This is a genomic window from Sedimentibacter acidaminivorans (assembly GCF_017873955.1).
GTDB lineage: Bacteria > Bacillota > Clostridia > Tissierellales > Sedimentibacteraceae > Sedimentibacter > Sedimentibacter acidaminivorans.
Window position 1 is genome coordinate 153,995 of record NZ_JAGGKS010000007.1, and the last position, 22,344, is coordinate 176,338.

Annotated in this window: 21 protein-coding genes and 1 other annotated feature; of the genes, 18 read left to right on the forward strand and 3 right to left on the reverse strand. The window is 29.9% G+C overall.

Features of this window, described 5'->3' with window-relative positions; all coding sequences use genetic code 11:
* Positions 1–18: 18 nt before the first annotated feature.
* The 7 genes from J2Z76_RS12125 (at position 19) to J2Z76_RS12155 (ending at position 8,630) form a co-directional block, all read left to right on the forward strand.
* Complete coding sequence (locus tag J2Z76_RS12125; protein ID WP_209512323.1) at positions 19–240, forward strand: heavy-metal-associated domain-containing protein; 222 nt, start codon at positions 19–21, stop codon at positions 238–240.
* 15 nt (positions 241–255) lie between these two features.
* On the forward strand, positions 256–2,100 hold the full coding sequence (locus tag J2Z76_RS12130; protein ID WP_209512324.1) for a heavy metal translocating P-type ATPase: 1,845 nt from the start codon (positions 256–258) through the stop codon (positions 2,098–2,100).
* A 148-nt stretch (positions 2,101–2,248) separates the two neighbouring features.
* On the forward strand, positions 2,249–2,551 hold the full coding sequence (locus J2Z76_RS12135) for a LysO family transporter (RefSeq protein WP_209512325.1): 303 nt from the start codon (positions 2,249–2,251) through the stop codon (positions 2,549–2,551).
* Positions 2,552–3,148: a LysO family transporter gene (locus tag J2Z76_RS12140; protein WP_209512326.1), complete on the forward strand. Its 597-nt coding sequence runs from the start codon at positions 2,552–2,554 to the stop codon at positions 3,146–3,148.
* Between the two features lie 96 nt (positions 3,149–3,244).
* Entirely contained in the window at positions 3,245–3,877 is a 633-nt protein-coding gene (locus J2Z76_RS12145) for a histidine phosphatase family protein (RefSeq protein WP_209512327.1), read from the forward strand.
* Between the two features lie 18 nt (positions 3,878–3,895).
* On the forward strand, positions 3,896–4,933 hold the full coding sequence (gene mnmH, locus J2Z76_RS12150; RefSeq protein WP_209512328.1) for a tRNA 2-selenouridine(34) synthase MnmH: 1,038 nt from the start codon (positions 3,896–3,898) through the stop codon (positions 4,931–4,933).
* A 265-nt stretch (positions 4,934–5,198) separates the two neighbouring features.
* Positions 5,199–8,630: a pyruvate carboxylase gene (locus J2Z76_RS12155; protein WP_209512329.1), complete on the forward strand. Its 3,432-nt coding sequence runs from the start codon at positions 5,199–5,201 to the stop codon at positions 8,628–8,630.
* A 154-nt stretch (positions 8,631–8,784) separates the two neighbouring features.
* Here the strand turns inward: J2Z76_RS12155 and J2Z76_RS12160 are convergent, their stop codons facing one another.
* Positions 8,785–9,117 carry a hypothetical protein gene (locus J2Z76_RS12160; protein ID WP_209512330.1) on the reverse strand — a complete coding sequence of 111 codons (333 nt, stop codon included), beginning with the start codon at positions 9,115–9,117 and terminating at the stop codon, positions 8,785–8,787.
* 315 nt (positions 9,118–9,432) lie between these two features.
* Here J2Z76_RS12160 and J2Z76_RS12165 point away from each other — a divergent pair, with 315 nt between their 5' ends.
* A complete protein-coding gene (locus J2Z76_RS12165; RefSeq protein WP_209512331.1) occupies positions 9,433–9,909 on the forward strand; it encodes a YaiI/YqxD family protein in 477 nt (158 codons plus the stop codon).
* Between the two features lie 19 nt (positions 9,910–9,928).
* Here J2Z76_RS12165 and J2Z76_RS12170 read toward each other — a convergent pair whose 3' ends face one another.
* Positions 9,929–11,029, reverse strand: a complete 1,101-nt coding sequence (locus tag J2Z76_RS12170) for an MGDG synthase family glycosyltransferase (protein ID WP_209512332.1) — start codon at positions 11,027–11,029, stop codon at positions 9,929–9,931.
* A 147-nt stretch (positions 11,030–11,176) separates the two neighbouring features.
* Here J2Z76_RS12170 and J2Z76_RS12175 point away from each other — a divergent pair, with 147 nt between their 5' ends.
* From J2Z76_RS12175 to epsC, 7 genes are all read left to right on the forward strand, one after another.
* On the forward strand, positions 11,177–11,854 hold the full coding sequence (locus J2Z76_RS12175) for a TMEM165/GDT1 family protein (RefSeq protein WP_209512333.1): 678 nt from the start codon (positions 11,177–11,179) through the stop codon (positions 11,852–11,854).
* A 5-nt stretch (positions 11,855–11,859) separates the two neighbouring features.
* Complete coding sequence (locus tag J2Z76_RS12180) at positions 11,860–12,474, forward strand: NUDIX hydrolase (protein WP_209512334.1); 615 nt, start codon at positions 11,860–11,862, stop codon at positions 12,472–12,474.
* Between the two features lie 218 nt (positions 12,475–12,692).
* A complete protein-coding gene (locus tag J2Z76_RS12185) occupies positions 12,693–13,595 on the forward strand; it encodes a trans-4-hydroxy-L-proline dehydratase activase (RefSeq protein WP_209512335.1) in 903 nt (300 codons plus the stop codon).
* 6 nt (positions 13,596–13,601) lie between these two features.
* Positions 13,602–15,974, forward strand: coding sequence for a trans-4-hydroxy-L-proline dehydratase (hypD, locus tag J2Z76_RS12190; protein WP_209512336.1), 2,373 nt, complete (start codon positions 13,602–13,604; stop codon positions 15,972–15,974).
* 210 nt (positions 15,975–16,184) lie between these two features.
* On the forward strand, positions 16,185–16,742 hold the full coding sequence (locus tag J2Z76_RS12195) for a DUF2238 domain-containing protein (RefSeq protein ID WP_209512337.1): 558 nt from the start codon (positions 16,185–16,187) through the stop codon (positions 16,740–16,742).
* 77 nt (positions 16,743–16,819) lie between these two features.
* Positions 16,820–17,053 (forward strand) — a binding site (T-box leader).
* A gap of 85 nt (positions 17,054–17,138) precedes the next feature.
* Positions 17,139–18,032 (forward strand): cysteine synthase A, encoded by an 894-nt coding sequence (cysK, locus tag J2Z76_RS12200; RefSeq protein ID WP_209512338.1) that lies wholly within the window; start codon positions 17,139–17,141, stop codon positions 18,030–18,032.
* Positions 18,033–18,136: 104 nt separating this feature from the next.
* On the forward strand, positions 18,137–18,694 hold the full coding sequence (epsC, locus tag J2Z76_RS12205) for a serine O-acetyltransferase EpsC (RefSeq protein WP_209512339.1): 558 nt from the start codon (positions 18,137–18,139) through the stop codon (positions 18,692–18,694).
* Between the two features lie 61 nt (positions 18,695–18,755).
* Here the strand turns inward: epsC and J2Z76_RS12210 are convergent, their stop codons facing one another.
* Positions 18,756–19,814 carry a GerMN domain-containing protein gene (locus J2Z76_RS12210; RefSeq protein WP_209512340.1) on the reverse strand — a complete coding sequence of 353 codons (1,059 nt, stop codon included), beginning with the start codon at positions 19,812–19,814 and terminating at the stop codon, positions 18,756–18,758.
* Between the two features lie 214 nt (positions 19,815–20,028).
* Between J2Z76_RS12210 and J2Z76_RS12215 the strand changes: the two genes are divergently transcribed.
* From J2Z76_RS12215 to J2Z76_RS12225, 3 genes are read left to right on the forward strand one after another with little or no spacing between them, the layout of a single operon-like run.
* Complete coding sequence (locus tag J2Z76_RS12215) at positions 20,029–20,874, forward strand: ABC transporter ATP-binding protein (RefSeq protein WP_209512341.1); 846 nt, start codon at positions 20,029–20,031, stop codon at positions 20,872–20,874.
* Entirely contained in the window at positions 20,871–21,554 is a 684-nt protein-coding gene (locus J2Z76_RS12220) for a fluoroquinolone export ABC transporter permease subunit (RefSeq protein ID WP_209512342.1), read from the forward strand. The genes J2Z76_RS12215 and J2Z76_RS12220 overlap by 4 nt, the downstream gene beginning before the upstream one ends.
* On the forward strand, positions 21,551–22,279 hold the full coding sequence (locus J2Z76_RS12225; RefSeq protein ID WP_209512343.1) for an ABC transporter permease: 729 nt from the start codon (positions 21,551–21,553) through the stop codon (positions 22,277–22,279). Before J2Z76_RS12220 ends, J2Z76_RS12225 begins: the two co-directional genes overlap by 4 nt.
* Positions 22,280–22,344 lie beyond the last annotated feature (65 nt).

Sequence of the window (22,344 nt, forward strand, 5' to 3'; positions counted from 1 at the left end):
TATTATGGAGGATTTATAATGAAGAAGACGTTTAGACTTGAAGGATTAGGATGTGCAAATTGTGCTGCAAAAATGGAAAGAGCAATTGCAGGGTTAGATGGTGTAGAAAATGTGACTATTAATTTTATGACTACCAAAATGATAATAGAGGGTCAAAATGATAAAATGCAACTAATTGTAGCGGAAGCGGATAAGATTATTAAGAAGATAGAACCAGATGTTGTATTAAAGAAATCTTAGTAGGGGTATATTTTGATGAGAAAGGATATTTTGAGAATAATCATAGGGGGCATAGTTTATATATCCGCATTGATTATAAATTTAGATAATTATTTTATACAGTTAGCGTTATTTGTTATAAGCTATATAATCGTTGGTAGTGATGTAGTTTTAAGAGCTTTTAAAAACATACTGAGAGGACAAGTTTTTGACGAAAACTTTTTAATGGCTATAGCTTCAATTGGTGCATTTTTTATTGGTGAGTTTCCAGAAGGTGTTGCAGTTATGTTTTTCTATCAAATAGGAGAGCTATTCCAAAGTTATGCAGTTAACAAGTCAAGAAAATCAATTGCAAGTTTAATGGATATTAGACCTGATTTCGCAAATGTTAAAGTAGGAGATAAACTTGTAAAAACTGATCCTGATGAAGTAAGTATTGGCGATACTATTGTAATAAAAGCAGGAGAAAGAATTCCACTTGACGGCAAGGTAATTGATGGGAGTTCAATGATTGATACTTCAGCTCTTACGGGTGAATCTGTTCCTCGCCAAGTAGAGATTGGTAGCGAGATATTAAGTGGATGCATTAATATTAATGGATTAGTTACAGTTGAAGTAACTAAAGAATATGGTGAATCTACAGTGAGTAAAATTTTAGATTTAGTTGAAAATGCTAGTAACAAGAAATCTAATTCTGAACGTTTTATAACTAAATTTGCTAGATATTATACACCTATTGTTGTAATTGTTGCTGTGTTTCTTGCAATAGTGCCACCTTTGGTAATAAGGACTGAGACGTTTAGCGAATGGATATATAGGGCACTATCGTTTTTAGTAGTATCCTGCCCTTGTGCTTTGGTAATTTCGGTTCCATTGAGTTTTTTCGGTGGTATAGGAGGAGCGTCGAGGAAAGGTATATTAGTAAAGGGTAGTAATTATTTAGAAATTCTATCTAAGACAGAAATAATCGTATTTGATAAAACTGGAACATTAACAAAGGGAGTTTTTAATGTTCAGGAAATTCATTCGGATGTAATTTCTAAAGAAGAACTGTTGGAATTAGCTGCTTATGCAGAAAGTTATTCTAATCATCCAATTTCTTTATCTTTAAAACGTGCATATGATAAAAAAATTAATAATCAACGTATTACAGATGTTGAAGAAATATCAGGTTATGGTGTTGTGGCAGTTGTAGATAACAAAAAAATAACAGCGGGTAATATTAAGCTAATGGAAACTATGAATATTACTTATTTTAAAGGAGAAATAACTGGAACTGTTGTACATGTTGCAGTTGATAATGTATATGCTGGTTATATTGTTATTGCTGATGAGGTTAAATCAGATTCTGAAAAAGCAATAATAGACTTAAAATTATCAGGTATAAAACAAACAGTTATGCTTACTGGTGATAATAAGAATGTTGCCAACAAGGTTTCTAAAGAATTAGGAATAGATACAGTTTATTCAGAATTATTGCCTGGAGATAAAGTTGAAAAACTAGAAGAATTGTTTATGCAAAAATCATCTAAAGTTAAACTTGCCTTCGTTGGTGACGGGATAAACGATGCACCTGTTTTAGCTCGTGCAGATATTGGAATTGCAATGGGTGGTTTAGGTTCTGATGCTGCTATAGAAGCAGCAGATATAGTTATTATGACGGATGAACCATCAAAAATAGCTACTGCAATTAAAATTTCGAAAAAAACATTAAGGATTGCTTATCAAAATATAGTGTTTGCTATTTCCATAAAAGTACTTGTGCTTATTTTAAGTGCTGTTGGATTAGCTTCTATGTGGGCGGCAGTATTTGCAGATGTAGGGGTAACTGTCATAGCAATAATTAATTCATTTAGAGCGTTGAATGTAAAAAATGTTTGATTTACAGATAGTGAAGGTCATTGAGTGATCTCACTATCTTTTTTATTAATACTTATTTTGGATCAAGTACAGTAAAATATTATGTGACTATTTATTAAAAATATGTTAGAATATTATAGAATAATAAGTTTTTAACTTGGAGGGAACCATGGCATTTAGAATTTTATTGTACTTTGCTTTATTAGCTGTTGGATGGGTTTTAAGTAACAAAGGTTTTATTCATGAAAAATTAATTGCAAAGATATCAAGCATTCAAACTATATTCTTATTTTTGCTTATTTTTGTAATGGGCATTAGATTAGGAATGAACGAACAAGTTGTATCATCAATTGGTCAAATAGGTTTTAAATCAGTTGTTTTTACTTTGCTTACTGCAGGGTTTAGTGTAGTATTTGTATTCCTAGTTAGAAAGAAATTTATTACTGACGAAAACATAACAGGAGGCAATTAAGTGACTATAAAAATAATTTTAGTATTAATAGGTGGTATATTATCAGGCTTTTTTATTGTACCTGAATCTATGTATAACAGTACAGGATTACTATTAGATATTGGTTTGTGTTGTCTTTTATTTTTTGTAGGGATAGATATAGGTAATAATAAAGATACATTTAAAAACTTAAAAAGTGTAGGGTTAAAGGCACTTATTGTTCCTGTGGCTGCAATTTTAGGTAGCTTATTTGGGGGAATTATATGCAGCTTTATTTTTGATATGAATATATTTGGGTCCTTAGCAATTGCATCAGGTCTTTCCTGGTATACCTTAGCACCTATAATAATAACACCTCACTCAGCTGAATATGGGGCTATAGCATTTTTAACAAATATTTTTAGAGAGGTAATGGCTTTTATACTCATTCCATTTATAGCCAAGCACATAGGTTATTTAGAAACAATAGCTGTTGGTGGTGCAATAAGTATGGATACAGGACTCCCAATTATAACTAGAAACACAAATCAAGAGGTTGTTATAATTTCATTTATTAGTGGAGTTATTATGTCTTTAATGGTTCCGGTTTTAGTAACTTTGTTTATAGGGTTTTATTAAAGATAATAGTTGTAATTGAACAATAAGAAAACAATAGTAATTAAGAATTTAAATTTTGATAATGGTTATAGATTAGTACTTATGAAAGGGGTAAAAATGACAACAATATATATTACAAGACATGGTGAAACAGAATGGAATAAACAAGGCAGATTTCAAGGAAGTTTGAATTCTGAATTAACGGAAAAAGGCTTGTTAGCAGCAGAACTTTTGTCGGAGAGAATAGAAAATTTAGATTTAGATTTTATTATTGCTAGTCCACTTAAAAGAGCATACCAAACAGCAGAGATAGTAAGAGGAATGAAAGATGTTGAAATAATTAAGGAGTCAGGACTACAAGAAATTAGCCTTGGTGAATTTGAAGGTATGAGATATGATGAAATAAAAAATTCAAGAGGCGATATATTAAAAAAAATAGAAAAAGACCCATTTGCTAATCGCTATCCAAATGGAGAAAATCTAATTGAATTTTACAACAGGGTTGAAAAAACCTTTAAAAATATAATACAACAATATAAGGGTAAAAATATTCTTGTTGTTGCACATGGAGGCACGATAAAAAGTATAGAGTGCTACTATAAAAATATAAAAATCGAAAAAGATTGGATTGGAAATGTAGTTAGTAATTGCAGTTTAACATGCATTGAAATAGATGAAAATAATAATATAAAAGAATTATTTTATAATGATATAGAACATTTAAAAGGAAAAGTTGCATACAATCAATAATATGCAAAGGTAATAAATATGATTTTAAATAAAGTAACATATGATAATGCAAAAAATAGCCATATTTTTATAGACGTTAGAAGCCCGTCAGAATATAGAGAAGACTCTATACCAAATGCTATTAATATTCCATTGATGGATGATGAGGAAAGAAAGGCTATTGGAACAACTTACAAACAAATAGGTAAAAATGAAGCTAAGAGGCTAGGAGTAAAACTCATTTCTCCTAAAATGCCAAAGTTATTTGAACAAGTTCTTGAACTGAAAAGTAAAAATATTCAAATAGCAGCATTTTGTGCACGTGGAGGTTATCGAAGCACATTTTTTGCTTCTGTGTTTAGCTCTATAGGTATCCCAATTGCGCAACTTGAGGGAGGATATAAAGAATATCGAAAAGAAGTAATAACTTCTATTCCTATATTAAATGAAAAAACAACATATATAGTACTTCATGGTAATACGGGTGTTGGAAAAACTGATATACTTCATAGTTTGAAAAATTCGGGGTATTCAATTCTTGATTTAGAGGGGGCAGCTAATCACAGAGGTTCGCTTCTTGGTAGCATAGGTATAGGTGCTTGTAATTCTCAAAAAAAATTTGAAACAAATATATATGACCAATTAAGCGGTAGTAAATCTCAGTATGTATTTGTCGAAGCAGAAAGTCGTAAGATAGGAAAAGTTGTAATACCTAATTATATAAGTGAAAAAATGCAAAATGGTATTCATATATTTATAGATGCAGACTTAGATTATAGAGTAAAAAGTTTAAAAAAAGACTATATACAAGATGATAATTGGATGGTTGAATCTATAAATGCAGTTGAACGATTAAATAAATACATTTCAAAAGATAACCTTGATAAATTAAAAAATGAGATAAATATAGGCAATTTTGATTTTGTAGCTAGGGAGCTCATGCAAAAATATTACGATCCTATGTATACATTTAAGTCTGATGCATTTGAATATGATGCAAAGTTTAAGGCAAACACGAATTGTGACGAAATTGCCCGGGAAATAGCAATATGGCTAGAATCATTTGTTTTAAAGTAATAATAAGAAAAATAAAAAGATATATTTGATTATTTGGATTAAATATGTCTTTTTTTGTTTTGTAAATAAGCCGAAGTACAATATAAACTAGAAAACGATTCTACAAGACATATAATAAGCCAATACTTATAAAATAAAGTAAAAAACAATTTAATTTAATTTAATTAAATTTAATGATTGTAAAATTAATTAAATAATGTTAAACTAATTTCATAAGTTTACACATAGAGTACAACAGTATGTACATTGTGGATAGGAGGACTAGATGAAAAAATTTAAAAGGGTTTTAGTTGCAAATCGTGGAGAAATAGCTATAAGGATTTTTAGAGCTTGTAGTGAATTAGATATTAGAAGTGTTGCTATTTATTCTGAGGAGGATAAAAATTCTCTCTTTAGAACAAAGGCAGATGAATCATATCAAATAGGTAAAAATAAAAAACCAGTTGATGCATATCTAGGAATAGATGAAATAATAAGCATTGCAAAATCTAAAGGTGTTGATGCTATACACCCTGGATATGGGCTACTATCAGAAAATGTAGAATTTGCACGTAAATGCGAAGAATCAGGAATTGTTTTTATAGGGCCTGATCACATAATGATGGATAAGCTAGGAGATAAAATAAAGTCTAAAAAGGTTGCTCATAGTGTTAAGGTACCAACAATTCCTGGAATTGAAGAAGCAGTTAAATCAGAAGATGATGCAAGAAAGTTTGCTGATTTTTGCGGTTATCCAGTAATACTAAAAGCTTCTGCTGGTGGCGGCGGAAGAGGTATGCGTATAGTATGGAGAGAAGAAGATTTAATTAGGGAATTCAATAGTGCTCAAAGTGAAGCAAAAAAGGCATTTGGTATAGATGACATATTTATAGAAAAGTATTTAGAGAGACCAAAACATATAGAAGTTCAAGTACTTGGAGATAATTATGGAAATATCGTACATTTATACGAGCGAGACTGTTCAATTCAAAGAAGACATCAAAAGGTTATTGAATTTACACCTGCAATATGTATAACAAACGAGCAAAGACAAAATATATGTGAGGATGCCCTGGAAATTGCAAGGTCTGTTAATTATAGAAGTGCAGGTACTGTTGAGTTTTTGGTAGATAAAAATGGAAATCACTACTTTATAGAAATGAATCCAAGAGTGCAAGTAGAACATACTATTACTGAAATGGCTACAGGTATAGACATTGTTCAATCTCAAATCCTTATAGCAGAGGGACATAGATTAGATTCTGAAGAAGTTAATATAAAATCACAAAATTCTATAGAGCATAGGGGCTATGCTATTCAATGCAGAGTTACTACAGAAGATCCAGCTAATAATTTTGCACCTGATACTGGTAAAATAGATGTATATAGGACTGGTTCAGGTTTTGGAATAAGACTGGATGGAGATAATGGTTTTACTGGAGCTGTAATAAGTCCATATTACGATAGTTTGCTAGTTAAAGTTTCTTCTTGGTCAAGAAGTTTCAAAGATGCTATAGGTAAATCATCTAGGGCTTTAAGAGAAGTAAAAATACTTGGTGTAAAAACTAATATTGGATTTCTGTTAAATGTATTAAATCATGAAACATTTAGAAATGGACAATGTGATACAGGATTTATAGCTGATAATCCTTCTTTGCTAAATGTGAGAGGTGGAGAGGATAAAGAACTAAAAGTTCTTAATTATATTGGAAATATAGTTGTTAATGAAACAAAAGGTATCAAGCAGCAATTTGATGTTCCAAGAGTTCCTCAGTTTCAAAAGGATGAAATAAAACCTGGGTTGAAACAAATGTTAGATGAAAAAGGTCCTAAAGAAGTATCGAATTGGGTTTTGAATCAAAAGAGGCTTTTGCTTACAGATACAACTATGAGAGATGCTCATCAATCTTTAATGGCTACACGTGTCAGAACTATAGATATGGAAAAAATAGCACCTTCCATGTCACACTTAGCAAATGATTTGTTCTCTGTAGAAATGTGGGGCGGAGCTACTTATGATGTTTCCTATAGATTTTTAAAAGAAGATCCTTGGGAAAGACTTAAAACACTCAGAGAAAAGATGCCAAATATTCTATTTCAGATGTTGCTAAGAGGAGCTAATGCAGTAGGATATAAGAATTATCCAGATAATGTAATTAAAGAGTTTATTAAAACATCCTCAAAGGCTGGCATAGATGTATTTCGTATTTTTGACTCATTAAATTGGATGGAAGGTATGGAAATAGCTATAGATGAAGTTCTAAATCAAAATAAAATTGTTGAGGCAAGCATTTGTTACACAGGAGATATATTAGATGAAACTAGAGACAAGTATTCCCTTAAGTATTATGTTGATCTAGCAAAGAAACTTGAGAAAAGAGGAGCGCATATTCTTGCAATCAAAGATATGTCTGCACTTTTAAAACCAATGGCTGCTGATAAACTTGTAAGGGCACTTAAAAATGAACTAGCGATTCCTGTTCATTTGCACACGCATGATACAAGTGGAAATGGTGTTGTAACAGTTTATTCAGCTGCTAATGCAGGTGTTGATATAGTTGATACAGCATTTAATTCAATGGCTGGTTTAACTAGTCAGCCGCCACTTAATTCGATTATAGCTGCTTTAAATAATTCTGAGAGAGATACTATGTTATCTTTAGATAATATGCAGCAAATTTCTGATTATTGGGAAGCTGTAAGGCCTGTATATCAAAAATTTGAATCAGGTTTAAAAACTGGAACAGCAGAAATATATAAATATGAAATACCTGGTGGACAATATTCAAACTTAAAGCCACAGGTTGAAAGTTTTGGGCTAGGTAATAAATTTGAAGAAGTAAAAGAAATGTTTAAAACTGTAAATGGAATGTTGGGGGATATAGTAAAGGTTACTCCTTCTTCTAAGGCTGTTGGTGATATGGCAATATTTATGGTTCAAAATGATTTAAATTCAGAAAATATATATGACAAAGCAAGGGATATGGATTTTCCTGATTCTATAGTTTCTTATTTTGAAGGTATGATGGGTCAGCCGGAAGGTGGTTTCCCAGAAGACCTTAGCAACCTTGTATTAAAAGGAAAAGAACCTATTAAATGTCGTCCTGGTGAATTGTTGCCATCAGAAGATTTTGAAGCAATAAAAAAAATGCTTAGAGAAAAACATGATATAGATGGAACAGACGAAGAAGCGCTAAGTTACGCATTATATCCTAAAGTGTTTGAAGATTATCTTAACAATTTAAAAAATGATGGAAATCTTAGACTAATGGGAAGTGATATATTTTTTCATGGACTAGAAGAAGGCGAAACTTGTGAAGTAAAGATAGCTGAAGGTAAAAAACTTGTTATAAAACTTATTGAAATAAGGAATACAAGTGATGATGGAACGAAAGATTTGGCTTTTGAAGTAAATGGAAATAGAAGAATTGTTACTGTTAAAGATAAAAATGCTGTAATTCAAAAGCATATTGATTCAGAAAAAGTCATGGCTGATTCGGGCAATCAATATGAAGTTGGTGCAAATATTCCTGGAAATATATTCAAAATTCTTGTAAAAGAAGGGGATAAGGTAGAAGCTGGTCAGCCAATAGCAGTGCTTGAGGCTATGAAGATGGAAACCAACGTAATATCACCCTTAGCTGGAACTGTTAATAAAATACATGTTAAAGAAGGTCAAAGGGTGGTTGCAGGAGAGCTAATAGCAGAATTGGAGTAAATGAATACAAGGTAAAAATTATGAAAATACCTCATCGATTTCTGGAGGGGGTATTTTTATTTGTATATATTAAAAAAAGCAAAAAAATTATCCATGCAGCTTACGGAGTAGCTTAATATGGTTGGGATATTATAAAAACTCATTTTGTGTTTATTTAACTAATGGATCCACAAAGTTCAGTATATGGGTATTGTTGACAGTCATACAATAGTTCTTTATAAAATTTCAATACACTTTTAATTGTACCAAATCCGTGCAATATTTCATAATCGGCATAGACCTGAGAAGACTGATTTAATTCAAAAATGCCTTTTTGTAGTGTTGGAACAAGGTCTGATGCTAATCCTAATTTTTCTTCATTATAAATGAACCACCCACTTGATGCTTCAATTAAGTCTCGTACATTCCAAGAAATAATATGATTTCCTCCCATGTTAATCCATTCGGTTTCATTTGTTTTCAATCGTAGAAAAAAATTATATTTCATATACTGTCCCTCCATAAGTTGTTATAAAAAGTGCTTCTCTAAATATATTCGTAACAATGATAAAAAAAATTAGGGTAGCTTTGAAATTTATTAGAGAAAAAAAGCTTTATATTAACTCATAGACTGTGTAATACAAATAGGGTATAATATACAGGAGATAAATATTTGTTAGGTTGACCATGATCTCACTTTAATTAAATTCTTTAAATATAGTCAAAATACTATTAAGAAACATACTATGTTATACAATACGATTTAATTTAATATAAAAATTATAAATAAATGTAATTTAAAATAAAATAATAGGAGGCAAAAATGCGAATAATAATTGATGGAGATGCATGTCCTCAGCAAGTAAAAGAAATATGTGAGCGTGCTGCTCATGAATATAATGTGGAATTAATTATAGTTGTAGATATAGCTCATTATATTGTAAGTGATTTTACGGTTATGGTTGTTGAACAAGGGAGAGATTCAGTAGATTATAAAATAGTACAAATTTTTCAGAATGAAGATATTTTAGTAACTCAAGATTATGGTTTAGCTAGCTTAGTATTGGGAAAAGCTTCAGCTGTAATTCATACTGCAGGATTTTTTATTAATAATAATAATATAGATACCCTTCTGGAATCAAGGCATATTGGACAAAAAATAAGAAAGGCAGGGGGACGTACTAAGGGCCCATCTAAGCGTACTAAAGAACAAGATGAGAACTTTGAAAAATGCCTTTATAAAGTTCTTCGTGAGAAATTTGGTAGAGTAAAACTAAATAAGAAAAAGAGAACAGTATAAATTTATACTGTTCTTTTTTTTACAGTGACTCAATATTTTTAACTACATCATCTACAATTATTTCGGATGAAGATTTATTGTAAATCTTCTTCATGTTTTTCCTCATTGCATTTAATATAGTATGGTTACAAATTAAATCTAATGTCCGATTAACTATTTCATTAGAATTATTAGCTATAAACGCCGCTCCTTTTTTCTCAAAATATAGAGCATTTTCTTTTTCTTGTCCAGGTACAGGTTTAAAAATTATAAGAGGAAGCTGTACGGCTAGTGCTTCACTTAATGTTATTCCACCAGATTTAGTTATCATGCATGTTGATATTTTGTAAAGTTCATGAATATCTTCTGTAAAACCAAACACCTTTAGATTTCTATAATCTAATGAATCAAGTTGAGCTTTAAGCTCTTTGTTATTTCCGCATACAACTGCTACTTGAATATTATTGTGACTACAAAGATCAACGCATACTTTTTTAATATCCTTTAAAACTCCAAATGCACCGGCATTAATTAAAACTATCTTTTTAGATTTTATGAAGCGGTACTTTTTAAATATATTATTTAAATTTTCCATCTCTTCGAAAGCGTCTCTTACAGGTATTCCAGTAACAACAGTTTTTTCTATGGGGATATTCATTTTTCTAAGTTCTTCTTGTAATTCGTTTGTTGCTATATAAAATTTATCTATTTCTTCACTTAGCCAAAGCTTATGTACATAAAAATCAGTAACTATATTAAAAACAGGGATATTTTCTCCACTACTGTTTTTAATTTTTAATGATGCTAGAATTGGAAAGGTATTAATAATTATATCGGGTTTAAATTCTAATGCGATTTGATTCAACTTTCTAAAACCAAAATTTCTGTAAACATCCATAACTTTTTTATCTACAAGTTTTTCGGTTCCATAATACAATAGTGAATAGGCATCACCGAATTCATAGCTTTTTATATATGCTTTTTTAATTGTTTCTGTAATTCGGGGGTGAGCTTCTGTAAAAACATCAACAACGGAAACATTATAGTAACCTTTATTTGTGAATGCATTCTTTAAAGCCGTTGCAACCATTTTGTGACCATTACCAAATGGTGCGGTAGTTATTAGAATATTTAATTCCATATTTTCCTCCGGTAGTACCTTTATAGTAAATTAATATTTATATATAAGTATTTTATTAATTAGGTTCTTTTAATTAGATACAGTAAATATTATAATATATAAACCAAAATATAAAAAGGTTTAATTTTATATTTTGATATTTTTATTATGGGAACATGGGGTGAAGAGATGATATATGAGTTCATTAAGACGTTCTTACTAATTTTTGTAGCTGAAATGGGTGATAAAACTCAGATATTACTCATGACATGCGCAGCAAGATATTCTATTGTACAAGTACTTTTGGGAATAGTAGTTGGAGTTGCACTAAATCATGGCTTGGCAATTGTTATAGGTACTTACATATCAAATATAATAAACTTTAATTTATTACAAGTTTTTGCTGGAGTTATTTTTATTGTTTTTGGTCTGCTTGCTTTAGAAGATGACACTGATGAAGATAAGAAAACTACAACGTTAAAATGTGGACCAATAATAGCTGTAGCAATAACTTTTTTTGTTGGTGAGTTAGGTGATAAAACTCAATTGACTGCAATGACAATTGCTATGGAATCTGAATATCCGTTTTTTGTTTTAATGGGGTCGATTGCAGGTATGATTTTTGTAGGATGCGTAGGAATAATTATTGGAACAGCATTGACTAAAAGAATTCCTTCATATATAATAAAAATAATATCAGGTTTAGTATTTATATTATTTGGTTTAGTAAAACTTTTTAATACTTCTAATATATTAATAGGAAATGAATTATATCAGGGCATACTAATAATTGTCTTAGGATTTATTTCGTTTTTCCTAATAGCAAATTTAATGAATAATAGGTAAATTAAATGAATTTAAAACAAATTGAAAATGTATTAAGAGGAATAAAGGCAAAACCCATAGTTGATGGTACGAATTTTTCTGTGTTAGTCCCTCTAATTGAAATTAATAATGAATTGAATTTAATTTTTGAAGTAAGATCTATGTCAATTAAAAGGCAGCCTGGAGAAATATCATTCCCAGGGGGGAAAATTGAAGATGGAGAAAGCCCACTTGAGGCAGCAGTTAGAGAAACAACCGAAGAAATAGGTATTGAAAAAGAGAATATTAAAATAATTGCAGAGCTTGATTATGCATCTCATAAAGAAGGAGCATTTGTTTACTCTTATTTAGGTTATATAAAAGATATTGTTCATACAAATATTAAGTTTAGCAAAGATGAAGTTTCTGAACTTTTTTATGTTCCTTTATCATTTTTTCTTGAAAATGAACCTGAAAGATATTTTGTTAATTATCATCCTGAAGCTGAGGAAAACTTTCCATTTCATATGATTATCCAAGGAAATAATTATAAATGGGATAAAATTAAATATCCTGTATATTTTTATAAATATAATGATTATATCATTTGGGGGCTCACTGCTAAAATTGCATATAATTTTATTAAAAAAATAAAAACATAAATAATCCCTTGCTGTGCATAACAACGCAAGGGATTATTTGTTTTTATTAAAAATACAACAATTGTCATAAAAACTGTCGCATACATGTCTGGAAAATTATACATCACACAATAAAATGTTTTAAAAACAAGTAAATTTCAATAAACTATATTTGGCATATATATTGCTAGTTATTTAATGAAACGGATTAATTGCTAATAGAATTTGGAGAACTGATGATGAATGATGCATTAATTTTTAACATACAGAAATTTTCTGTTCATGATGGCCCAGGTATTAGGACCACAGTATTTTTAAAAGGATGCCCATTAAGATGTTTGTGGTGTCATAATCCTGAAAGTCAAGATATAAATAAAGAAATACTTTATGATAATAAAAAATGTGTGCTTTGTGGAAAATGTAAAGAAGTATGCCCAACTGATGCAATAACAATTGAAGATGGTAAGTTGACTACAGATAAAGATAAGTGTAATTACTGTGGTGAATGTGTTATTTACTGTATGTATGGTGCAAGAGAAGTTGTTGGTAGAAGATATAGTGTTGATGAAGTTATGAAAGAGGTTATGAAAGATAAAATTTTTTATGATCAGTCTAATGGAGGCGTGACTTTATCGGGAGGAGAACCTTTAATTCAAATAGAATTTGTTGAGGAATTATTAAGGAAACTCAAAGAGGAAAAAGTACATACTGCAATAGATACCAGCGGAGCAGTAAGTTTTGAAATTTTAGAAAGAGCTGCAAAATATACAGACTTATTTCTATATGATTTAAAATTAATCGATGATGATAAACACAAGGAGTATATAGGTGCTTCGAATAAAGATATAATAGACAATCTTGTTAAATTATCTAAAATTCATTCTAATATAAATGTGAGAATGCCTATTATTGGCAATATAAACGATAATATAGCACATATTGAGAAAACTATAGAGTTATTAAAAGAATTAAATATTAAAAAAGTAAATTTACTTCCATATCACAGCATAGCTAAGCATAAATATGAAAAATTAGGACTTGTTTATGAAGATGAAAAAATGATAGTTCCATCTGAAACTAAAATGAATTATCTTAAAGAAATATTTAAAAAAAATGGTTATATTGTAAAAATAGGAGGTTAGTGTTATATGAGAGGTTATACTGAAAGAACTAAAATATTAAGGCAAGAAAGTGTTACTACACAACCATCAGTAAGTTTAGAAAGGGCTTTGTTAGAAACTGAGTTTTATCAGAAAAATTACGGTAATATCGAAATTCCAGTTCTTAGAGCTTTGAATTTTAAAAACTTAATGGAAAAAAGAAAGCTTTATATTGGTGAACATGAGCTTATTGTAGGTGAAAAAAGTGAAGGGCCACAGGTAGTGCCAACATTTCCAGAGCTGTGCGCTCACACGGTTGAGGACATGACTGTCATGGACAGCAGGACATATATAAGCTTTAAGGTTAATGACAAAGATAAAGAAGTTCAAGCTGAAAAAATCATTCCATATTGGAAGGGTAAATCAACAAGAGATAAAATACTTGAATCAATGACTCCTGAATGGAAAGATTGCTATGCTGCAGGTATGTTTACTGAGTTTATGGAACAAAGAGCACCAGGACACACCGTTGCAGATGGAAAGATTTATCAAAAAGGATTTCTTGACTTTAAAAAAGAGATAGAAGAAGAAATTGACAAATTAGATTTTTTAAATGATAAAGATGCATACGATAAAAAGGCACAGTTAGAAGGTATGGCTATTTCATGTGATGCGATAATGATATATGGTCAAAGATATGCAGCATATGCGAGAGAACTAGCTGAGAAGGAAAAAAATCCACAAAGAAAAGAAGAGCTTTTATGGATTGCGGACAATTGTGATGTTGTACCTGCAAATAAACCTGAAACATTTGCACAAGCACTACAAATGTATTGGTTTGTACACATAGGAACAACTACAGAGTTAAATACCTGGGATGCATTTTCACCAGGAAAAATAGATCAATACTTGCATCCATTTTATAAAAATGAAGTTGCAGATGGTAGTATGAACTATGATAAAGCAAGAGAACTTCTTGAATGTTTCTGGATTAAATTTAATAATCAGCCTGCGCCTCCAAAAGTAGGTATAACGCTAAAAGAAAGTGCAACATATACAGATTTTGCAAATATAAATACTGGTGGGATAGATCCAATTACTGGTGAAAATGGGGTTAATGAAGTATCGTATATTATTTTAGACACAATGGATGAAATGAAACTTTTGCAACCAAGTTCCAACGTACAGGTAAGTGAAAAAAATCCTGATGATTTTGTTAAAAGGGCTGTTGAAATTTCAAGAAAAGGTTGGGGTCAACCAGCATTTTACAACACTGAGGAATTAATTCAAGAACTTCTCAATGCGGGTAAAACATTAGAAGATGCAAGGTATGGTGGTTCAAGCGGATGCGTAGAAACAGGATGTCATGGTAGGGAAGCATATGTTTTGACAGGTTATTTAAATGTACCTAAAATATTTGAAATTACAATAAATAATGGATTTGACCACTACACTAACAAAAAAATTGGTCTAGAAACAGGTAATCCAGAAGATTTTAAATCATATGATGAGTTAAAAGAAGCATTTTTTAAGCAACTTGAGTACTTTATAAATGTTAAGATAGAAGGAAACAATGTTATAGAAAAAATATTTGAGAAGTATATGCCTTCTACATTTATGTCAGTTATAACAAACGGCTGTAAAGAAAGTGGAAAGGATTATAATGCTGGTGGTGCAAAATATAATACTAGATATATTCAAGTAGTTGGAATAGGAACAATAACCGACTGCCTAGCAGCTATTAAATATAATGTTTTTGAACAAAATAGATTTTCAATGAAGGAAATGCTAGCTGCAATTGATGCAAACTTTGTTGGTCATGAAATGACAAGAAATCTAGTACTAAATCACACTTCTAAGTATGGAAATGATGATGATTATGCAGATGATATTATGCTTGATGTTTTCACTAATGTTAGAGATAGAATAAAAGGTAGAAAAGCTGTTTGTGGTGGAATATACCAAATAGATATGTTACCTACAACATGTCATGTATACTTTGGATCTGTAATGACAGCATCTGCAAATGGAAGATTAGCTCATAAACCTGTAACAGATGGTATTTCACCAGAGAAAGGTGCAGATACTAATGGACCTACAGCGGTTATTAAATCTTGTGCAAAAATGGATCACACATCAACAGGTGGAACACTTTTAAATCAAAAATTTGCACCATCGTCAATCGCTGGAGAAGAAGGACTTGTGAATGTATCTTCACTGATTAGGGCATACTTTAATATGAAGGGTCACCACATTCAATTTAATGTTATAGATAGAGATGTTCTTTTAGATGCACAGAAAAATCCTGATGAATATAAAGATTTAATTGTAAGGGTAGCTGGATATTCAGACCATTTCAATAACCTTGAAAAAGCTTTACAGGATGAAATAATAGATAGAACAGAACAAGCATTTAATTAATTTAATTAAGTTTATAAATTTTATACACTGATACACCCCAGATAATCCCTCTCATTATTCTGGGGTATTTTTTTAAAATTAGCTGTAAAGCATATTTGTTCTAATATAATAATTATAATAAAATTTTAAATAAATACTATACTATATGATAAGCATTACTTAAAATTTATACGTATATTCAAGAGCAAGAAAATTAAGTTGGGAGGAAGAATGAGAAAAATAGAATTGTTTGCAAAATGGTTATTAAGAATTTCAATAGTTGTTTCTCTTGTTTATACTATATTCATAAAACATTGGGTAGGAACCGCAGGTGGGTCAATAGTTTTGGTATTAACTTTTATTATTGATTATATAAATCACAAATTTTATAAAATTGAATATACTATAACTTCCACAGTTTATTTGTATTGTATTTTTAGTTTAGTAATGGGTAACATGTGGGATTTTTATGATAAAATTGAATGGTGGGATATGCTGATGCATATTTTGTCAGGTATAATCCTAGGCAATATAGGAAACGTCATATTAAATAAGAATGCAGGGAAACTTAAAATTACAAAATTATTAATGTTTTTATTTATTGTTGGAATTGCATGTATTGGAGGTGTAGTATGGGAAATATATGAATTTGCAATTGATTCATTATTTAACTTAGATACACAATTAGCAAAAGGATATGGAATTACTGATACAATGTGGGATTTAGTAATGGATTTTTTAGGTGGAGTAGGAATAGGCATATATTATTTAGTGACTAATAAAAAATAAAATAGTTTTAAAAAAGTAGTTGCTTTTTTGAAATTTATATAATATAATAAAAGAAATTAAACCCAACTAAAACAGTAGGAAATACCATGATGAAGGAAAGTAATATATATAGAATTTTTAGAGAGAGTATCTCAAGGCTGAAAGGATACTTATTGGAAATATATATGAAGTGCCCTTTTGAGTACAGCACCGAAATATTTAAGTAGGCTGCTGCGGAGCTTATCCGTTACAATAAGAGAGCATGATAGTGCTTTTAAGTGGACAGTTATTGTCAATAAGAGTGGAACCGCGGATTATTATCCGTCTCTAATAGTTTTTTAGAGACGGATTTTTTGTATTAAAAAATGTTATTTTCTTGTTTAGTGGTTAATAAAAAAATAAAGGATGGTAAAATTTATGAGAAATTATAGTACATTAAAACTAATAGGAAATACACCCATAGTGAAACTACCAAACGAGAACATTTATATAAAGATGGAGAAGTTTAATCCTGGTGGAAGTATTAAGGATAGAGCATCTCTTGGGATGATACTTGATGCAGAAAATAAAGGTTATTTAAAAAAAGACAGTATAATAATTGAACCTACAAGTGGTAATACAGGAATTGGATTGGCTCTAATAGGTAGGTTAAAGGGATACAAGGTAATTATAACAATGCCTGAAACAATGAGTGTTGAAAGGCGTAAGTTAATAGCTACCTATGGTGCAACTTTAATATTAACAGAAGGAAAATTAGGAATGACAGGAGCTATAAAGAGGGCAGGAGAAATGGTTAAAGAGGATAAAAAATATTTCATGCCTGACCAGTTTAATAATCCAGCCAATCCAGAATTCCATTATATGACAACGGCAGAAGAAATAATAATGCAGCTTAATGACTTAGATATATTTACAGCAGCTGTAGGTACAGGAGGAACTCTTGTGGGAGTGTCAAGGAAACTGAAAGAGTTTAATAAAAAAATTATCGTAGCTGGAGTAGAACCTCATAAATCACCAGTTTTATCAGGTGGAACAGCTTCTCCACATAGAATACAAGGGATAGGTGCTGGATTTATACCTGGAATATATAAGGGTGACAATGTTGATGAAATTATTACTGTAACAGATGAAGAAGCAGAGGACACTGCAATAGAAGTTTCAGCTAAAACAGGTATATTAGTAGGTATATCTACAGGTGCTAATGTAGCTTCAGCTAGAAAACTTGCACAGAAATATGGATCTAACAAAAAAATATTGACAATATCACCAGATGGTGGGGAAAAGTATATGTCTGTATTAAATTACAACTAACTAAAATAATCGTTGTAAGGTCAGTGTTTTGTTTTTTTAGTTCATTAAATATAGAGTTTGAATTTTATTTAAATAACTTAAATTATGCAAATTGGAGGTAAATAATGATAAAATTTATAAAATCAATAATAAGTGATATAGATTCCGTTTTTGACAGAGATCCAGCAGCAAGAAATAGATTAGAAATTTTCCTTTTATACCCTCATATGAAGGCAATAATAGCATATAGAATAGCAAATAAATTGTATAAAAAGAAGCATTTCTTTTTAGCTAGGGCGATATCTAATATAGCTAGGCATAAGTCAGGTATAGAAATTCATCCAGGAGCAACAATTGGTAAAGGGTTATTTATAGACCATGGTATGGGAGTTGTTATAGGAGAAACTGCTGTAATAGGAGATAATGTTACAATGTTTCATGGTGTTACATTAGGAGGAACTGGAAATGAAAAAGGGAAAAGGCACCCTACAGTAGGAGATAATGTAACAATTGGTGCTTCAGCAAAAATATTAGGTAATATTTATATTGCCTCAGGAACAAAGATTGGAGCAAATTCAGTAGTCTTGCATGATACTAATCCAAATTCAACAGTGGTTGGTATTCCAGCTGTAGAAGTTAAAAGAAAAAGTAAAATAATAAATTTTGGGGAATATGTAATATAAAGTAATAAAGAGGACATAAATCGTACGAGGTTAGTCCTCTTTATTTTTTTGCTTATTAAACTTATTCAACAGGTTTTACATTTTCAAAGTCTATAGTAAAAGGCTCTCCTTCGTTTTTTTGAATGTGACCAGATTCATAAGGTTTACTATCTACAGTTATATATATTTTTTCTATTCCATAGTACATGCCAAGTGTATTTGTTATACTTTGCAAAATCATAGATTCATAGTATGCCCCAGCATTCATTTCACTAATTAGTTCTTTAGAGAAATCTATATGAACAATACCATCATCACCTAGATATAGTTTGTTAATTTTTACATTAGATGTTAAAACCTCATTTTGAGTTGAAATGTTTTTAATAGCATTTTCTATAATATCTTTTACATCATCATTTGTTTTAAATGATATATCAATCTTAGCTGAGTTAAGAACACTTTCTTCCATATTAGGATAGTAGAGATTTATATTTTGAATTAAAGGTACATCATTTTCTATTTTACTTAATGTAGATGAAACTTCATAACCATTGCCAGCATTTACTGTTTTAATTAATCCAATATCTTTTGCGTAATAATCAATTATTGTATAATCTTTCCCTTCTGTTGTAACTTCCAAAGCTTTAAATGTTCCCAAGGGAATCGTAGTGTCTACATCAATATTAGTGATAGATATTTTTGTATTTTCATCATTGTTCCAACTTGTTCCAACCTTTATAGGTTCTTTTAATAATATTTCTCCATTATTGTTTTTAACATTAGTGAAATCTTCTCTGAAATATGTTTCAGCCCTGTCTAGCAGTACTTTCAGTTGACCACTTTTATTTTCTAAAACCCTAACTATTTCCGTTCCACCATTATTTGATCTTGTTTGGATTCGGTCACCTTTTATATAATCAGTGAATACTGTATATGTAGCATATTCATTTCCTTCACCAGTATATTCATATTTTGTATTTTCTATAAATGGAAAATAATCTTCAATTGAAAGCTCAGTCGACTCTATAATTTCATCGTCTGGACCTTCATCTGGTGGTAAATTAGGTTCGTTATTTTTAGAATTGTCACAGGATGTTAGAAACATAATCATAATCATAAATATAATAGTTAATTTTTTCATTTTAAGCTCCTTTTTATACTTTATCTATAATATTATACCCAATTTTGATAAAGATAATATTAATAGAAACAGTTGAAAAAAAATGCAAATATATTTTTTATTGACAATAATTAACAAACTTGCTACAATAGAGCAACTTTATTTTATCTATATTCTGGCTAGTATTAAGGATTATTAATAAGTGGTTTAGTAATGAAATTAATGGAGGAATAATATGATACAGGTTGATAATTTATCATTTAGTTATTCGAAAAGTAAATTTCTTGAGAATATAAATTTTGAAGTTTCTAAAGGAGAAATTTTTGGGTTCTTAGGGCCATCAGGAGCAGGCAAGAGTACTTTGCAAAAAATTCTAACGGGGTTAATAAAGACATATAAAGGAAATTCAATTGTTAATGGTATAGAAAGTAAAAATTATAGTAATAATTTTTATGAGAATATTGGAGTTGATTTTGAATTTCCAAGTTTATATGAGAAATTAACTGGTAAGCAGAATCTTCAATTTTTTGGCTCTTTATATTCTAAAAACTTACGTGATATTGAAGAATTGTTAGAAATGGTGGGGCTCCAAAATGATGGAAATAAAAGAGTATCTGATTATTCTAAAGGTATGAAATCAAGACTAAATTTTATTAAAGCATTGCAACATAATCCAGATATTTTATTTTTAGATGAACCTACAAGTGGATTAGATCCAAACAATAGTAAAGATATGAAAAATATTATTCTTGAAGAAAAAGCAAAAGGAAAGACTATTATTTTAACAACTCACAATATGGTAGATGCAACAGAATTATGCGATAGAGTGGCATTTATAGTTGATGGTAAGCTTAAAGCGTTAGATACACCACATAAGTTAATTATGTCAAAGGGAGCATCTAAAATTAAATATACCTATATTGAAGGAGTTGAACAAACGAGAGAATGCATTTTAAGCAAGACAAACGAAGACAAAAAATTACAAGAACTTTTAAGTAAAAATAAAATCATATCAATTCACAGCAGTGAACCAACATTAAATGATATTTTTATGGATATTACGGGGAGAGTGCTTGAATGAGAATTAATAATTTAATCCTTGGAGATATTAAATTTCAAATTAAATATGGATTTTATTTTGTATATATGATTTTAACAGTTTTTTATGTTTCATTAGTTTTTGTTTTACCCCAATCTTGGAGGGAAAAAGCAGTGGCTATTATGATATTTTCTGATCCAGCAGCTATGGGGCTGTTTTTTATGGGAGCAATTGTACTGCTGGAGAAGAGTGAAAGGGTATTGAATTCTATTGCGGTTTCACCTGTGAAAGTTCAGGAATATATTTTTTCAAAAGTTATTTCATTAGCTTTAATTTCATCAATCGTAGGTGTAATAATTGCCTTATCTGCAAATGAGACTAATTTACTAACCTTAGTTTTTGGGACGATTTTAGGATCTATATTTTTCACCCTTTTGGGATTGGTTGTAGCTTCAAATATATCTAGCTTAAATCAGTTTTTTGTAGCAACTATTCCAATAGAAATAATTTGCTTTCTTCCCCCTTTGTGGTATCTGTTTGGATATGACAAAACATTTATGCTAATACATCCTGGATGTATAATAATTAGATTTATTAGTGGAAACAGTCAGTATATGTTAATACTAGTAATTATTTTATCTGCATGGATTGTTTTACTATACTTGATTACGCAAAAATACATAAAAAAAATGTTTCAAAGTGTGGGAGGTATTAAATTATGATGACTCTTATAACTGTTAAGAAGTTATTTATTTCATTTAGGCATCTTATACATCAAATTTCTAAGGATGCTATGTTATTTTTTGTATGCATTTCACCTTTATTATGTGGATTGTTAATTCGATTTGGTATACCATTTGTAGAAAATTTATTGACTGAACACTTTGATAAAGTAATACTGTTACCCTATTATTTGATATTTGATTTATTCCTAGCTGTCATTACAGCTGCAATGTTTAGTTTTGCATCAGCTATGGTTATACTTGGTGAAATTGATGATGGAATTACAAGTTATTTAGCAATTACGCCTATTGGAAAAAGTGGATATTTAGTTTCCAGATTAGTGTTTCCTTTGATTTCATCATTGTTTATGTCAATAGTCGTTTTAATTGTATTTTCCTTAACCAGACCTTCCGTTAGCATGATAGTAATAATTTCTATAATGGCGTCTATATTTGGTTTTATTATGTCGATGATTGTAGTTTCTATGTCAACTAATAAAGTTGAAGGGCTGGCAGTTATGAAGTTATCAAATATTTTAACCATTGGTATTATTGCACCATTCTTAGTTTCGGAAAAATTTCAAATAATTTTTTTCTTATTTCCCTCTTTCTGGATTTCTAAATTTATTATAGAAAATAAATTTTTTGATTTTGTTGTATTTATTGTCGTTTCAACGGTATGGGTTTTATTGTTGTTAAAGAAATTTATTCGCAAAATTAAATAATTATAAAATTTGCTAAAATTAGCATTATTTATAGTTGACAAATACTTTTTGATGGTATATTATTA